This is a genomic window from Nonomuraea sp. NPDC001636 (assembly GCF_040298265.1).
In the GTDB taxonomy this organism is placed as follows: Bacteria; Actinomycetota; Actinomycetes; order Streptosporangiales; family Streptosporangiaceae; genus Nonomuraea.
In genome coordinates this window covers 1-14,442 of sequence record NZ_JBEOZT010000018.1, presented here as the reverse complement: position 1 = coordinate 14,442, position 14,442 = coordinate 1, and the positions used below count along the sequence as shown (strand labels likewise).

Sequence of the window (14,442 nt, the reverse complement as noted above, 5' to 3'; positions counted from 1 at the left end):
CCGCGTGCGCGCGCGTGTGATGCTGCCTTTCGTGGACATCACACACAAGATTAAAGAATTCGTGGTGACCGAGTATCTCCCCGATACTCCGCCCGACGAACTCGAGGCCGACTACGACCTTTTCCGCAACGGGGTCATCAGCAGTCTTGGCCTGTTGAAGCTCATCGGCTGGATCAAGGACGAGTTCGACGTCCCGGTCGACGAGCTGGACATCGCCCCGGAGAACTTCCGGACCGTGGCCGCCATTCGTGAATTCGTCGGAAAAGCATTATCAGCACCAGCAGAACGGACACTGCAATGATCATCCGCAAGATCTCTGACGTGACGCCGGTCGAGTGGGGGAACGGCCTGAGCCACCGTTTCCTGGTCGAGCGCGACGGCATGGGCTACTCGCTCACCGACACGATCGTCTGGGCCGGCACCAGCTCCCCCCTCCAGTACCGCAAGCACCTGGAGGCGTGCTACTGCATCAGCGGGCGGGGTGCCGTGATCGACGCCGACGGCCGCCAGCACGTCCTGGAGCCGGGCACCATGTACGCGCTCGACCAGAACGACCCGCACCACCTGATCGCCGACCCCGGCGAGGACCTGCGGCTGATCTGCGTCTTCTCCCCCGCGCTGCAGGGCGACGAGCGCCACCAGCTCGCTGAGGCTGAGTTCTCCCACTACTGACGGATCTGGTCACCCATGGACGAGTGGAGCGACACACACCGCGCGCTCAGGGCCGAGTTCGCGGACTGGTACGAGGTGCTGGGCGAAGGCCACCTGGACGCCGACCGGGACGCCGACCGGACCGCCGGCCTGCCGGCGCACAAGTGGGAGCAGGTGCGCGCCTCTGGGCTGCTGCGCCTGCCGTTCTCCCCCGAATGGGGCGGCCGCGGCCTGGACCTGCTCAGCACCATGTACGTCCTGGAGGGCCTCGGCGAGGGCTGCCGGGACGGCGGGCTGTGCTTCTCGCTCTGCACGCAGATCGTGAGCGCCGGGATCCCGCTGCAACGCTTCGGCAGCCCCGAGCTGAAGGCCCGCCACCTGCCGGGCATCTGCGACGGCACGACGATCACCGCGCACGCGATCACCGACCCCGGGGGCGGGTCCGACGTGCTGGGCATGGGCATGACCGCCAAACCGGACGGCGACGACTGGATCCTCGACGGCGACAAGGTGTTCGTGACCAACGGCCCGGTCGCCGACCTGATCGTGGTCTACGCGGTGACCGACCGCGACCTGGGCCCGTTCGGCCTGACCGCCTTCCTGGTCGAACGGGACACCCCCGGCCTGCTGACCGGCCCGGACGTGCCCAAGATGGGGTTGCGCACCTCCCCGCTCGGCGAGCTGACGCTGCGCGACTGCCGGGTCCCGGCCGCCAACGTGGTGGGCCGGCCCGGCATGGGCTTCACCGTGCTGGAGCACGTGATGCGGTGGGAGATCCTGTGCTCCTTCATCGTCCAGGCCGGCGCGATGCGGCACCGGCTGGACCGCTGCGTCGAGCACGCCTCCCGGCGCCGCCAGTTCGGCCGGCCGATCGGCTCGTTCCAGATGGTCGCCGGCCAGATCGTCGACATGAAGATCGGCGTGGAGACCGCCCGGCGCTGGTTGTACGACGCCGCGCGCGGCTTCGCCGCCGGCCGGGACGTCGCCACCGACATCGCGATCGCCAAGGTGGTCACCAGCGAGGCGAACGTCAGGTCGGCGCTGGCCGCGATCCAGATCTTCGGCGGCAGCGGCTACCTGACCGGGACCGGGCTGGAGAAGGAGCTCCGGGACGCGGTCGGCGGCACCATCTACTCCGGCACCTCGGAGATGCAACGGATCCGCATCGCCCGGATGCTCGGCCTCAAGGAGTCACACACATGACCGCTGACCCGGCCGCTGACCTGGCCCCCACGAAGTTCCTGGACGCCGGCCACCCCGTGGTGCGCGAGTTCGCCGAACGGGCCGTCGAGGGCGCCACCACGCCCACCGAGCAGGCCGTACGCCTCTACTACGAGGTGCGCGACACCATCCTGTACGACGTCTACGACATCGACATGTCCCGCGACGGCCTGCGGGCCAGCACGATCATCGCCCGCGGCAGCGGCTTCTGCCTGCACAAGTCGGTGGTGTACGCCGCCGCCGCCCGTGCGCTCGGCATCCCGTCCCGGCTGGTGTTCGCCGACGTGCGCAACCACCTGGCCTCCGGCCGGCTCAAGGAGCTCGTCGGCGGCGACGTGTTCCGCTTCCACGGCCTGGTCTCCGTCCAGCTCGACGGCCGCTGGGTGAAGGCCACCCCCGTGTTCAACAAGATGTTGTGCCGGCTGTACCGCCTGAAGCCCCTGGAGTTCGACGGCACCGCCGACAGCGTCTACCACCCGCACGACGAGTCAGGCCGGCGGCACATGGAGTTCCTGCACTGGCACGGCGAGTTCGACGACTTCCCCTACGAGCTGGTCCTGGAGGGCTTCAGGACGTCCCACCCCGCGCTGCTGGGCGGCGGGGACCAGACCGTGAAGGGCTCGCTGACCGCGGAAGCGGGCGTCTGACATCCATCGACGAAGTCCTTATGAGAGGTATCCGTTGAACGACAGCGTCAAATACACCCTGAACGAGGACGACATCCCGTACACGTGGCTGAACATCGCCGCGGACTTCGGCGAGCCGGCCCCCATCCTCGACCCGGCCACCGGCGCGGCGATCACCCGGGCGGAGCTGTGCAGGACGATCGCCGAGCCCCTGGTGGACCAGGAGCTCAGCACCGAGCCGGAGTTCGAGATCCCCGGCCCGGTGCGCGACATCTACCGCCAGTGGCGGCCCACCCCGCTCTACCGGGCGCGCCGCCTCGAACGCGCCCTCGACACGCCCGCCCGCATCTACTACAAGTACGAGGGCGTCTCGCCGGTCGGCAGCCTCAAGCCCAACTCGGCGGTGCCGCAGGCGTACTACAACAAGCAGATCGGCAAGACGGGCCTGGTCACCGAGACCGGCGCGGGCCAGTGGGGCAGCTCGATCGCCTCGGCCGCGGCCATGTTCGGGCTGAGCGCGCAGGTGTTCATGGTGGGCGTCAGCTACCGGCAGAAGCCGTACCGCCGGGCCCTCATGGAGGCGTACGGCGCGGTCTGCAACTCCAGCCCCAGCCCGCTGACCGCGGCCGGACGGGCCGTGCTGGCCGAGGACCCCGACCACCCCGGCAGCCTCGGCATCGCCAAGTCCGAGGCCCTGGAGGTCGCCTACGCCAACCCCGACCTGGGCTACACCCGCGGCAGCTCGCTCAACCACGTGTGCGCCCACCAGACCGTCATCGGCCAGGAGGCGATGCTCCAGATGGAGCTCGCCGAGGACTACCCGGACATCGTGGTCGGCCCGTGCGGCGGCGGCAGCACCCTGGCCGGGATGTGCTTCCCGTTCCTGCGCGACAAGCTGCGCCGCGGGCGCGAGATCCGGCTCGTCGCCGCCGAACCGGTCGCCTGCCCCACCCTGACCCGTGGCCGCATCGCCTACGACCACTCCGACGCGGCCCGGCTCACCCCGCTGTCGCGGATGCACACGCTGGGCCACAAGTTCGTGCCGCCGCCCGTGCACGCCGGCGGGCTGCGCGCCCACGACATCTCGCCGCTGATCAGCCGGGCCGTCGAGAACGGGCTGATGGAGGCGGTCGCGGTGCGGCAGACCGCCTGCTTCGAGGCCGGCGTGCTGTTCGCCCGCGAGGAGGGCATCGTGCCCGCCCCCGAGTCGGCGCACGCGGTGCGGGCCGCCATCGACGAGGCGCTGCGCTGCCGCGAGCAGGGCCAGTCGAAGGCGATCCTCATCGCGCTGTCCGGGCACGGCCACTTCGACCTGGCCGCCTACGAGATGTTCCAGGCCGGCCTGCTGCCCGACGACGAGCCGACGGACGACGACCTCGCACACGGCCTGTCCAGCATCCCCGACCTGGCCCGCGCCTGACCGGGCGGTGGCGCGGCCTGCCCACCGGCGGGCCGCGCCGTCATGTCCGGGACGCGGCGACTAGCGCTGCTTGAGCCGGAGGGCTTCCTTGCGGGCCTCCGCCTGGACGGTGCGCTCCCGCTCCAGCCAGTCGGGGTTCTCCGCCTTCAGCGCGTCGATCTCGGCGGTGGTGAGCGGCTCGGTGATCCCGGCCCGCAGCAGCCCCGAGATGGAGACGCCGAGCTTGGCGGCCACGACCTGCTTGGGGTGCGGCCCGTTACGACGCAGGTCGGCGAGCCACGCGGGCGGCTTGGCCTGCAGCTCGTTCAGCTCGTCCCTGGAGACGACGCCCGCCTGGAACTCCGCGGGCGTGGCCGAGAGAAGGACACCCAGCTTCTTGGCCGCCGTCTCGGGCTTCATCGTCTGGATGCTCTTCGATTTGGACGAGGTCATGCCCCCAAGCCTAGCCAGTCGGGACAGCGTCCCCGACATCGATACCCTGAGGACGTGACTGACGAGAGCGGCGAAGACTTCCGGCTGGCGTACGCGCCCGGCGTGACCCCGGCCAAGTGGGCCGGCGTCTGGGCCGAGAGGCTGCCCGACGTGCCGCTCACCCTGGTCACGGCCCCCACCCCCGAGGCGCTGGCCCTCCTGCGGGGCGGCGGGGCCGACGCCGCGTTCGTCCGGCTCCCGATCGACCGCGAGGGCCTGAGCGCGATCCCCCTCTACGTCGAGACCACGGTGGTCGTGGTGCCGAAGGACCACGCCGTGGCCGCCGCCGACGAGGTGGCCCTCGCCGACCTGGCCGGGGAGGAGATCTTCCATCCCCTCGACGACGCCATCGAGTGGGCGACGCGGCCCGGGCAGCCGGCCTTCACCCGTCCCGCCACCACGGCCGAGGCGGTCGAGATGGTGGCCGCCGGCACCGGCCTGCTCCTCGTCCCCCAGTCGCTGGCCCGCCTCCACCACCGCAAAGACCTCACCTACCGCCCGGTCACGGACGCGCCCCAGTCCCAGGTCGCCCTGGCCTGGCCCACCGACGCGACCACCGACCTGGTGGAGGACTTCATCGGCATCGTGCGCGGCCGCACGGTCAACAGCTCCCGGGGCCGCGCTCCCGCCGCCCCTGCCAGTCCCCAAGAGAAGCAGGCACGACGCCAGCCCCCCAAGCCCGCCGCCCAGAACCGCGCCGGGCGCCGCGCCGCGCCGGCGAGCCGCAAGAAGAAGGGCCCGCGTCCCCGCTGACGGCGGCGTCCCGGCGACCGGACAGGGGCTTGACGGCGGGGACGGTGCGACTACTTTCTCTTAAGAAGCTTTCCTAAGAGTGCACTGCCGGACGACCCACTGGAGGTCAGCACATGCGCGCGAGAAAGCACTTGACCCTCCCCCTCGCGACCGTCCTCACCACCGTCGCCCTCTTCGGCGCCGCCTCCCCCGCGCACGCCTCCCCCACCGGCTGCACCACCGGCCGGGACGGCAAGACCGCCTGGGCGTACTGCAGCGGCGGTTCCGGCAACTACGCCGTGGTCATCCGCGTCACGCATCCGGACCCCACGGTCGGCTCGTGGCCGGAGGTCGGCCCCTGCGTCTCCCCCGGCCAGCGGTCGGAGTACACGCCGTACCACAACATCCCGTTCACCGTCACGGGCATCACCTACTGCTGAACCGGAAAGGGCCGGGCGGCCGGTCTCCTTCGCCTACGTGACGATGAGACCGGCGTCCGCCAGCACGGACATGAACAGTCCCCCGCACAACAACGCGATGGGCCACACCCTCTGGGTGAGGGCGAGCAGGATTCCGGCGAGGAGTGCCAGCAGAGCGACGATGGTGAGGGCGTCCATGTGCGTGTTCCTGCCCGTAGGGGGTGGTCTCAGGCGCCGGGGGTCAGAGCTGGCCGAGCTTGGGGATGATCTCGCTGAGCACCCAGAGCGCCAGACCGAGCGCGAGCAGGTTGACGCGCGCGCCGCCGATGTTGAAGGCGGACAGGACGAAGCAGGCCAGGGCGAGGATGAGCAGAATGAGAGTGATCATGCCGTGTTCCACTTCTGTAGCCGGGGTGGTCGCACAGCGCTACCCGTGATCATCCGATGTAGGCATGACCGCACGAAGTCCGCCTCCGACACCCGTACGTCCGGCTACTTGAGCAGCATCGGCCACGCCAGAAGAGCGGCCACGGCGAGAAGGGCCACACCGAACACGATCGCGGCGGCACGCCGCCCGGAGAGCAGCGCGAGCAGCAGCCCCAGCACGGGTACGCCGATCCCGACGATCATCATGCCGTTCCCGCAGAGCTCCGAGAGCCGGCGGTCGGCGGCCTGCCCTCCCACCAGGGCGAAGCCGTAGCTGAACCACAACACCCCGAGGACGGGCGTGCCCAGGATCCACAGCAGGAACAACAACCAGGGCCAGGCGGCGTCCTTCGGCGGGGGACCCGATCTCATGACCCGAATTGTCCCGGGAAGACCTCGGACCCACCAGTGCCCGGCTCCCACGCGTATGGGCCCGACCCGAGCCGACGGCGTGGTCAGGCCGGGGCGAGTTGGAGGAAGTGGATCGCCGTGTTGGCGCGGCAGCCGATGCGTTCGTAGACCGGCTGCCCGGCCGGCGTGGCGTGCAGGACCAGCCGCCGGTGCCCACTGCGCCTGCCGCCTTCGTGGATCGCCTTGCGGGTGACGGCCTCGCCGTACCCCTTGCGCATCTCCTCCGGCAGGGTGGCGACCAGCGCCAGGAAGATCGAACGAGGCCCGGCGACGGTGGCGGCGCAGGTCACCGGCCGTCCGTCGCGGTATCCGAGGTAGGCGTGCACGTCGCCGCGCCACAGTTGGGAACCGGCCAGGGCGATCCTGCCCGCCTCGGGCGTCATGCCGTAGGCGCGTGCGTTGATGTCGCCGTACGCGGCGAGATGCTCCTCGTCCTCCACCCGCCGGAACTCCAGATCCGGATGAACCGGCTCGGGCACGGACAGGTCGCCCGCCATGCCCCGCCCCGAGAACGCCGGCTCCAGCCCCGCTTCGGCCGCACGCCGGAACAGGCTCTCCCGCGCCTCGGGGCTCAACAGATCCTCGAAGATCCACAGATATCCGCTTGCGGACGTGCCCCTCATGAAGGACGCCGCCCGCGCGAGCCGCTCGCCGAGCGCGTCCGCCGGGATGCCCGTACCGGCCAGGGTCACGGTGTTCCAGAAGCCGAAGGGGCTGTCGGCCCACATGTGCACGACGCCGTCGTCCGTACCGATCCGGCCGCCTCTGTCCCGTACCAGCTCGCTCCAGACGGCGACGAGATGATCCCTGGACTCCACGGCCTCTTCGAACGACGACACAACCGGCCCCTTCCCCAGGGAGATACCACGACCGACCCAAGCGGATCGTACGACGCGGGCCCCCCGGCCGTGCCACTATCCACGACGACCTTCCCTGCGGTACCCGGCTGTGCTTCCCTTAGGTGGCGACCGAAGGGTGGTATCTCGAAGAGATGAAGCGCGATGACTCCCGCTCCATCAACGCCTTGCGCGCCACGTCCCAATTCGCCGCCTTGGAACCGATCTGGGCCGGTATCAGCTCCACCATGCAGCTGCGGGCCCTGCTGGTGTTCGGGGCGCTCTTCAACGAGCGGGTCTACGTGCATGACACGCAGCTCGTGGACAACCCCCGGGTCGTGGGCGACTTCAGCAGGTCGGACCTGCGGGAGAACAACTTCTACCGCCTGCTCAGAGATCTCGTCGCGGGAGGCGTCGTCGCGGTCGGGCTCCGCGCCCACAACTACCTCTACCAGGAGGACCGGCTCGATCCCTGCGACTCCCTGGCGGACGTCCTGGACAGCTGGAAGCGGAACAGCCCCGACGGGAAGGGATGGGTCGTCTCGCCGGTCTCGGCCGCCCGCGACCGCATGATCAGGGAACTCGACGGCGTTCTCGCCGGAGACGGTTCCGTCGTCGTCCGCTACGACTATGTCACCGCCAAGGACGACTTCATGCGGCAGGTCCGCGAGGCCGCCAACTCCCCTGACTCCGTCCTGACCGGCCTGCTGTCGGCGCAGCCGATCGAACTGAGAAGGCGGTACGACGACATCCTGTCGAGGCCGCGGTTCTCCCACACCCCCATCTTCGCGCTGCTCCACGACTCCGGACTGCCGGTGAGCAGCGAGCTGATCCAGATCCACGGCCTCTTCGACGAGACCGCGCACGCACGCGCGTTCAACGCGAGGATCATGGGCTCGGACTGGAACTCCGGGGACGCCACCGGCCTCGCCGAGGCCGTCCTCACCGACGAGCGGCATGCGCCCAGCCGGCCGGATCCCCAGTTCGACATGCGGGAGCTTGTCGAGACGGCCTATCGGATGGTCGAGGGTCCGCCGCCCGACCTGCTGGCCATGCTGCGTTTCGAGGAGATCGTCGAACTGCGCGAACAGGCCAGGGAGCTGTTCGAGATCCAGTCCTACCTCGAAGTCTCGAACGCCCATGACGCGGACGACGTCCTGGCCGCGGCCCTGGCCGACTGCGCCGCCGACTACTGGCAGCGCATATGCGACCACATCCGGGCGACACGTCCTCATCTGGCGGTCAAACCCACGAAGCTCGGCATCTTCCTGCGCAGGAAGATGCCCGCACTGGCGAGGGTCGCCGAACGGTTCGCGATGACCGGCCTGTCGACGCTCACCGAAGTGGCGGTCAACGCGGTCCCGCTGGTCGGGGGCCTGCTGGGCGAGGAGGCGAAACACAGCATGCTGCGGCGGGCCAACCTGGAGTTCGTCTTCTTCACGGACTCCTCGCGCATGCGGGAACTCAGGAGCTACTACCCGCACCGAAGCTGGATCTCCTCCGACGCGAGAACGATCACACGTGGGTGAGCGCGGAACACCTCCCCGGGAGTCCTGATGTCGACGACACCTTCCCTCTCGCAGCGCGACGGACTCACCTGGGCCCTCCGGCCCGCCAGCGGTGACCGCGTCGGTCCCGGGCCGCACGAGCAGGACATCTGGCGCCTCCTGCAGTCCTTCGCCGAGCCGGGCTCGGCCTTCCTCGACGTCGGCGCCCACGTCGGCCACTACGCCTTACGGATGGCCAGCGTCTTCACCAAGGTCGTCGCCGTCGAGCCGAACCCGGTCGCGCTGCGCGCGCTGCACCTCAATCTGCAGCTCAACGAGATCGCCAATGTCGACGTCCACCCGGTGGCCGCCCACGACTCCGGAGCACGACTGCGACTCTGGGATCCCTACGACGTCACCGCCGGCCCCTGCACCCGTACGCTCGCGGCCGGCGAGCCGGCGACCATCCCCGCCGACTGCGTCACGTCCACCCTCCACCACGGCGAGGAGGGGTACGGCGCGTTCCTCGGCGAGACCGACGCCCTGCCGATCGACCTCATGACCTCCCGGTCCCGGGAGAGGATCCGGCTGGTCAAGATGGACATCGAGGGTCATGAGGGCAAGGCGCTGGCGGGCGCGGCGGAGACGATCGCCCATCACCAGCCGGCGCTCCTGATCGAGATGCACGACTCCATGTACGGCGCACACATCAGGGAGGAGGTGATCGAACAGCTCACGCGGCACGACTACGCCTGGTGCGACTTCTCGCTCTACCAGCGATCGAAGATGACGCGGTCGGACATGTGCCCTTACATCTACGCCGAGCCAGTCAGCACGCGGCGGATGCGGGACGTCCGCGACTTCGCCGTCCGGGCGAACGAGGACGCGGCGTCACGCTGGGTGACGACTCCGTGAGACGGTCAGGATCACCAGGCTCATCTCCTCGTGCCGCGCCCAGCACAGGACCTCGAAGTCGCCTATCTCCGCCTTCAGCAGGCCCGCTTCCTTGTCGATCGTGCGCAGCAGACCCGAGTCGAGGTCGGTGGAGAGATACTCCAGGAAGTTGAGGACGAAGGTGGCGGCCATCGGCTCCGCGGCGTGCACGGCACGGATCTGCCGCACCGCCGATGACGAGAGCTGGATCTCGTAGTAGCCCTTCATGAGGCAAGCTCACGGCGCAGGTCGCTGAGCCGCATCGTCTCCATGCCGGCTTCGAGCTCCGCGATCAGCCTCAGCCCCGACAGCCGGTCAGCGGCGTCCTGGGCCTCGTTGAGCAGGTCGACGCCGGCGGCGGCCACCTCGTAGGGCACCACCGCGGCCACGAGGCGGCCGTCCTGCTCCAGCAGGACGACCTCTCCCGCCGTCGCCTGGTCGATGGCTTCCTGGACGGCGGCAGCGGTGGCGGGGATCCGCAACGTGCGATTTCGCATGGCAGGTGGCTCTCCGTTCGCGGACTGCGCAGCCCCTTCGGCTTAAGAGCCCTTACCCCGGGGACCTCCACCACAATACTTCGCCGCCGCTACGGACAAGTCGCAGTCAGTGCACATCGACCTGGCGATCGGACAGGGTTCCCGCCCGGCCGGCTCGTGTGCAGGAGCCCGGAGCTGAGAGGCGGGCGACGCCGGCGAGCACCTGGTCGAGTGCCGCATCTGCTCCTTGCAGCTGATCAGCCCCGGCGTGCCCCGCCCCGGATCAGGACTTCAGCTTCAGCCTCTTCCTCGACGTGCCCGGGAACACGACGACCAGGTGCTCCTCCCCCGCCTCGCCGACCCGCGCGTGGACACGGAGCCGGTAGCGGCCCTTCCCGGCGATCGCCAGGTTCGGCATCGGGGCGCCCGCGCCCACGTCAGCGCCGTCGGCCATCTCGGGCACCGCGAGCCGGCCGCCGCGGCTGACGATCGGCACCTCGTGGACCTGGTCCCACCCGGCGGTCCGCAGGGGCGGCGCGGCGCGGAAGGCCTTCACCGTGAGGCACAGATCGATGACGTCCTCGACGTGCCCGATGAGCACCGCGCCGCCGGCCACCCCGATGAGGGCGCCGTCGTCGTAGAACCGCTCCGTCGCCAGTTCCCCCTCCTCCGCCGTCGACCGCAGGTCGGGACGGGTGGCGCCGATGATCTCCGGGCAGGCGTAGATGAGCTCCTCGGGGTGCACCCGCCAGGCGGCCCGGGCGCTGCCGGCCCGCGTCAGGATCGCCTCCTGCTCATCGGTGTCCTTCGCCCGGCACAACGCCCGTCCGTACGCGAGTACCGCCTGGTCCGACGTGGTCTCCGGGAACATCGGCGGGCCTGCGCCGTCTGCGCTCCGCGCCCGGCACAGGAACACGACGTCGCGTTCCGCCGACCCGGCGGTGTAGGCCAGGCGCGCGTCCTGCTCCGGATTGATCAGTACGACGAGCGACAGCACGGCCACGGCCGCCACCGCGACGCGGGACCCACGCCGCCGGACGAGCCGAAGATCCACCGGGCGGCCATCGGCGGCCAGCTCACGAGCGGTGGCCGCGATCCACACGGTGCCGACGAGCCCCACCGCGTCCGTCAGGATCACCATCGCCAGGCCGCCGCCGAAGCGCCCGCCGACAAGGAAGCTGAACGGGATCACCAGCGCGTGAACGCCCACCGACGACAGCCCGGCGATCTGTGTGCCGCGGCTCCAGTGGCCGTCACGCCACTGCCCGAGGACGGTGACGAAGGTCGCCAGAACTCCACCTCAGATCAGGCCCTGCTGGATGACGCCGCCCGGTCCGAGCGCCGGGAGGTCGAGCTCGTCGAGCAGTCCGTCGGCTATCCCGGCCAGTTCGACCGCGAACAGCACCGGCCGCCCCGCGCAACAGGCGGGACCGCCACCGGATGACGAGCAGGTAGAGGACGTCGACCGCGGCCCACAGAACGAGCGTGAATGCCGCATCGACCGCGTCCGGGAGCAGCGCCACCGAGTACCACAGCACGAGCGCGTGGGCCACCGCCAGGTACAACAGCCGGCGCAGCGCCCTCTCCCCGCGGTCCAGCGGCCCCCATTCCGGGGTGCGCAGAATCAGCCACAGGAACGCCGCCTTCACCAGGGCGGCCCCGAACAGCGCAAGACCGACCGAGGCGTCGGACCCGTCGGCCGTGTAGAGCTCGCCGAAGGTCGGCGGCGCCCACTCGGCGGCCACCCAGAGCCAGGTGTCGCCGAGCACCAGCCCCGCGACCGCCGCCAGAAGAATCAGACTTACTAATCCGATCCTGATAAACCGCCATAAATGTTCCGAAGACAAGGGACGCGATCTTAGTGCGACCTAGGCGCGGCACCGCCACACCGGCAGGCACAGCGGAACAAACGATGCCGTACCGGTGACGGCCAGGCGCCCCCATTCACCGGCGATCTGATTTGATCATCACTGTTCGACCGGCATCGGCACGCACGGGAGACCGCCTTGACCGCAGACAGCCGCACCAGGAATTCACGCAGAACCGGGTACGTCATCGTCGTCATACTCGTTCTGCTCGCCTGTCTGGCCGAAGGCGTGCACCTGTTCGGCGGGCGCGCCGAACGCATGCGTGAGGTCTATGGCGGCGCCTTTCAGGTGGCGCATCCGGAGTACGACGTCATCGTGGGCCACGAGGTGGGTGTGGACCCCCTGTCGATGGGCGTGACGGTCAGCAGTTTCGAGACGCATCCGAGTTTGCGAGGTCGTCCAGCACACGAAGAGATAGTGACCGACGTGCTGGGCACGACCTCCGCTCCGGCCATGCCGGAGGCGATGATGAGCCCGTTGCTGCGCTCGTTCCACGGCGGCGAGGGGGTCGACGAGCCGGCCAAAAGCCAGGCCCGCCAGGCAATAGCGGCCCTGGGCAAGAATGACTTCTCCACCGCCGTCGTGGAACTGACCGCCCCCATGACCGAGAACGAACTGACCACCACCTTGGACGTGCGAGGAATCCGATCGGACGCCGTGTTCCTGTTCCTCTCCCGATCGCGCGGGGACGCCGACAAACCGGTCTACTGGCGGTCGTGCGCGGTCTATGAAACCGAATGCGAGAACACTTCGCCGATCGAGCTGTACAGACGTTGGGCGGCCAAGTTGCAGTGGACCGACGCACTGAACCTGAAGTCGTTCGGGCTCGATCTCCGCCGTTTACGTCAGGCGGCACATGAAGGCAGGATCTATGGATTGGTCGTCTACGGACACTCGAAACCGGCACTCGCCGAGCTGATCGGAAAACGCGGAGTGCGCACGATCAAAATCGTCGCCTCATCGCCCATGTAGCCCTGACCACCCCGCTTCAGAACGACAGTTTGAACCCGTGGTGACTGCGGACGAAGCCGAGAGAGTCGTAGAAACGATGGGCCTCGGTGCGGCGCTTGTTGCTGGTGAGCTGGACCAGGGTGCAACCGCGGGCGCGTGCCCGCTCGATCGCCCAGGTCAGCAGTTCGCGCCCGAGCCCTGCCCCACGTCGATCGGCACGCACCCGGACCGCCTCGATCAGCGCCCGCTCCTGCCCGTGTCGTCCCAGGCCGGGGATGTACGTCAGTTGGAGGCAGCCGACGACCGTACCGTCTTCCTCATCCAGAACGATCATCTCGTTGCGCTCGTCGGTGTCGACGGCCTTGAAGGCGCGCTCGTAAGCCTCGTCGACCTCAACGGTTCGGGGATCGACCACGGTGTCCTCGTCGGCCAGGAGCGCGATGATCGCGGGCAGATCCCGGCGCGTCGCAGTACGAATTGTCACGCCACAGAGCATGCCAGGTACCTGAGCCCAGCCAAGCGCCAGCCACCGCCGTTGACGCGGTTGGCCACTCTATCCGTCTGAAACGGATATGCGTCGCCGCGAAAGGAAGGCGGCGAACAACGTGACCCCGCCTGCAGCGATCAGTACGGTCGCGGGAATCCTGACGAGACTCCGCAGGTCTGTGCAGTTTTCCAAACGTTGCAGCCGGTCGGCCCAGGCGGAGGACGGGTCGAACTGCGTCCAGGCAACTCCGACAAATGCCGAGCCGCAGGATTCACCGCCTGACGTAACGGACATCAGGCCGGTGAGAATGCCCGAGCCGATCAACAGGAGGGCGACAAACGCCATCGCTTTGGGAGACATACCAGTCCTCACGTGGATCCAACCGCAGCGGATCATTTCATGGCGAGGCTTGAGCCGGGAAGCCGTCTGGATCGGCCATTGGGGACAACAAGCGTCAGTGGACGCCAACCCTCATCGCTCCGCCTTGCCATCCCGTCTACCGTTGCCCCTCCGCGGAGCGGCAGCGGAGGTACAAGCTCGGCTTCGCGCGTCCCTTCGCCGAAGGCGGGCGAGAGCGGCTGGGATTCACAATAATTCGCCAAACCTACCAGTCGTACATCGTGGAGTTCTACAAGCGAAACGGCTTCGAAGACTGCCACGAGAATCGCGGCCCGGACCTCGCGTGCGAAACTCTCAGCGTGCGATCGCGAATCTGCACACAGTAGTGCCGGCTCGGGACTTCGACCTCTACGGGCCGATGCGGTCGACCCGGGCTATGCCTAGCGCGATTGCAGGACTTGAGCGGTCCTGTTGTGTAACGGTGCAAACCGCACCCGCTGTCGGCGCGTCCTACGCGTGCACCCCTACTCCCGCAGGAGCCTCACATGGCGCATCCCGGCCCTCAGGACCAGGACGGCCAGCCGTATCCCCAACTGAGGTGCCCAGCAGATTCCGGACAGTCAGCTACATAAGCTGACAGAAGTCTGGAAGAGGTAGGTACGTGACGAGGCGTCGTAGGCAGTTCTCG

General features: G+C 69.0%; 21 protein-coding genes. 10 read left to right on the top strand and 11 right to left on the bottom strand.

What is annotated here, in order from left to right:
• The first annotated feature begins 4 nt into the window (after positions 1–4).
• Genes ABT158_RS29655 through ABT158_RS29635 form a run of 5 tightly spaced genes read left to right on the top strand, consistent with a single transcriptional unit; the run spans position 5 to position 3,918 of the window.
• Positions 5–301 (top strand): acyl carrier protein, encoded by a 297-nt coding sequence (locus ABT158_RS29655; protein WP_352358894.1) that lies wholly within the window; start codon positions 5–7, stop codon positions 299–301.
• Complete coding sequence (locus tag ABT158_RS29650; protein WP_352323183.1) at positions 298–672, top strand: ectoine synthase; 375 nt, start codon at positions 298–300, stop codon at positions 670–672. The genes ABT158_RS29655 and ABT158_RS29650 overlap by 4 nt, the downstream gene beginning before the upstream one ends.
• A gap of 15 nt (positions 673–687) precedes the next feature.
• Complete coding sequence (locus ABT158_RS29645) at positions 688–1,854, top strand: acyl-CoA dehydrogenase family protein (RefSeq protein WP_352358892.1); 1,167 nt, start codon at positions 688–690, stop codon at positions 1,852–1,854.
• Positions 1,851–2,519: a transglutaminase-like domain-containing protein gene (locus ABT158_RS29640; protein ID WP_352358890.1), complete on the top strand. Its 669-nt coding sequence runs from the start codon at positions 1,851–1,853 to the stop codon at positions 2,517–2,519. Before ABT158_RS29645 ends, ABT158_RS29640 begins: the two co-directional genes overlap by 4 nt.
• Before the next feature lie 34 nt (positions 2,520–2,553).
• Positions 2,554–3,918 (top strand): TrpB-like pyridoxal phosphate-dependent enzyme, encoded by a 1,365-nt coding sequence (locus ABT158_RS29635; protein WP_352358888.1) that lies wholly within the window; start codon positions 2,554–2,556, stop codon positions 3,916–3,918.
• 60 nt (positions 3,919–3,978) lie between these two features.
• On the opposite strand, the gene ABT158_RS29630 is transcribed toward ABT158_RS29635, so the two are convergent.
• On the bottom strand, positions 3,979–4,350 hold the full coding sequence (locus tag ABT158_RS29630; RefSeq protein ID WP_352358886.1) for a DUF5997 family protein: 372 nt from the start codon (positions 4,348–4,350) through the stop codon (positions 3,979–3,981).
• A 54-nt stretch (positions 4,351–4,404) separates the two neighbouring features.
• On the opposite strand from ABT158_RS29630, the gene ABT158_RS29625 reads away from it, so the two are divergent.
• Together ABT158_RS29625 and ABT158_RS29620 are read left to right on the top strand one after the other, a co-directional pair.
• Positions 4,405–5,142, top strand: coding sequence for a LysR family substrate-binding domain-containing protein (locus ABT158_RS29625; protein ID WP_352358884.1), 738 nt, complete (start codon positions 4,405–4,407; stop codon positions 5,140–5,142).
• Between the two features lie 113 nt (positions 5,143–5,255).
• Positions 5,256–5,561: a hypothetical protein gene (locus ABT158_RS29620; RefSeq protein WP_352358882.1), complete on the top strand. Its 306-nt coding sequence runs from the start codon at positions 5,256–5,258 to the stop codon at positions 5,559–5,561.
• Positions 5,562–5,594: 33 nt separating this feature from the next.
• Here the strand turns inward: ABT158_RS29620 and ABT158_RS29615 are convergent, their stop codons facing one another.
• The 4 genes from ABT158_RS29615 to ABT158_RS29600 all read right to left on the bottom strand — a co-directional run bounded on the left by ABT158_RS29615 (position 5,595) and on the right by ABT158_RS29600 (position 7,216).
• Positions 5,595–5,738 (bottom strand): hypothetical protein, encoded by a 144-nt coding sequence (locus ABT158_RS29615; RefSeq protein WP_352358880.1) that lies wholly within the window; start codon positions 5,736–5,738, stop codon positions 5,595–5,597.
• 43 nt (positions 5,739–5,781) lie between these two features.
• Positions 5,782–5,928, bottom strand: a complete 147-nt coding sequence (locus ABT158_RS29610) for a hypothetical protein (protein WP_352323191.1) — start codon at positions 5,926–5,928, stop codon at positions 5,782–5,784.
• Positions 5,929–6,032: 104 nt separating this feature from the next.
• Entirely contained in the window at positions 6,033–6,338 is a 306-nt protein-coding gene (locus tag ABT158_RS29605) for a hypothetical protein (RefSeq protein ID WP_352358878.1), read from the bottom strand.
• A gap of 83 nt (positions 6,339–6,421) precedes the next feature.
• Positions 6,422–7,216: a GNAT family N-acetyltransferase gene (locus tag ABT158_RS29600; protein WP_352358876.1), complete on the bottom strand. Its 795-nt coding sequence runs from the start codon at positions 7,214–7,216 to the stop codon at positions 6,422–6,424.
• Positions 7,217–7,461: 245 nt separating this feature from the next.
• On the opposite strand from ABT158_RS29600, the gene ABT158_RS29595 reads away from it, so the two are divergent.
• Together ABT158_RS29595 and ABT158_RS29590 are read left to right on the top strand one after the other, a co-directional pair.
• Positions 7,462–8,742, top strand: coding sequence for a hypothetical protein (locus tag ABT158_RS29595; RefSeq protein WP_352358874.1), 1,281 nt, complete (start codon positions 7,462–7,464; stop codon positions 8,740–8,742).
• Between the two features lie 27 nt (positions 8,743–8,769).
• Positions 8,770–9,615 carry an FkbM family methyltransferase gene (locus tag ABT158_RS29590; RefSeq protein ID WP_352358872.1) on the top strand — a complete coding sequence of 282 codons (846 nt, stop codon included), beginning with the start codon at positions 8,770–8,772 and terminating at the stop codon, positions 9,613–9,615.
• Here the strand turns inward: ABT158_RS29590 and ABT158_RS29585 are convergent.
• The 4 genes from ABT158_RS29585 to ABT158_RS29570 all read right to left on the bottom strand — a co-directional run bounded on the left by ABT158_RS29585 (position 9,592) and on the right by ABT158_RS29570 (position 11,956).
• A complete protein-coding gene (locus ABT158_RS29585; protein ID WP_352358870.1) occupies positions 9,592–9,861 on the bottom strand; it encodes a hypothetical protein in 270 nt (89 codons plus the stop codon). The two genes, ABT158_RS29590 and ABT158_RS29585, sit on opposite strands and share 24 nt — an antisense overlap.
• Entirely contained in the window at positions 9,858–10,130 is a 273-nt protein-coding gene (locus ABT158_RS29580; RefSeq protein WP_352358868.1) for a hypothetical protein, read from the bottom strand. The genes ABT158_RS29585 and ABT158_RS29580 overlap by 4 nt, the downstream gene beginning before the upstream one ends.
• A gap of 262 nt (positions 10,131–10,392) precedes the next feature.
• Complete coding sequence (locus ABT158_RS29575) at positions 10,393–11,319, bottom strand: hypothetical protein (protein ID WP_352358866.1); 927 nt, start codon at positions 11,317–11,319, stop codon at positions 10,393–10,395.
• Positions 11,320–11,362: 43 nt separating this feature from the next.
• Positions 11,363–11,956, bottom strand: a complete 594-nt coding sequence (locus ABT158_RS29570) for a hypothetical protein (protein WP_352358864.1) — start codon at positions 11,954–11,956, stop codon at positions 11,363–11,365.
• Positions 11,957–12,115: 159 nt separating this feature from the next.
• Here ABT158_RS29570 and ABT158_RS29565 point away from each other — a divergent pair, with 159 nt between their 5' ends.
• A complete protein-coding gene (locus tag ABT158_RS29565) occupies positions 12,116–12,949 on the top strand; it encodes a hypothetical protein (protein ID WP_352358862.1) in 834 nt (277 codons plus the stop codon).
• A gap of 16 nt (positions 12,950–12,965) precedes the next feature.
• Here the strand turns inward: ABT158_RS29565 and ABT158_RS29560 are convergent, their stop codons facing one another.
• A complete protein-coding gene (locus ABT158_RS29560) occupies positions 12,966–13,412 on the bottom strand; it encodes a GNAT family N-acetyltransferase (protein ID WP_352358860.1) in 447 nt (148 codons plus the stop codon).
• A gap of 69 nt (positions 13,413–13,481) precedes the next feature.
• Positions 13,482–13,775, bottom strand: a complete 294-nt coding sequence (locus tag ABT158_RS29555) for a hypothetical protein (protein WP_352358858.1) — start codon at positions 13,773–13,775, stop codon at positions 13,482–13,484.
• Between the last annotated feature and the right edge of the window lie 667 nt (positions 13,776–14,442).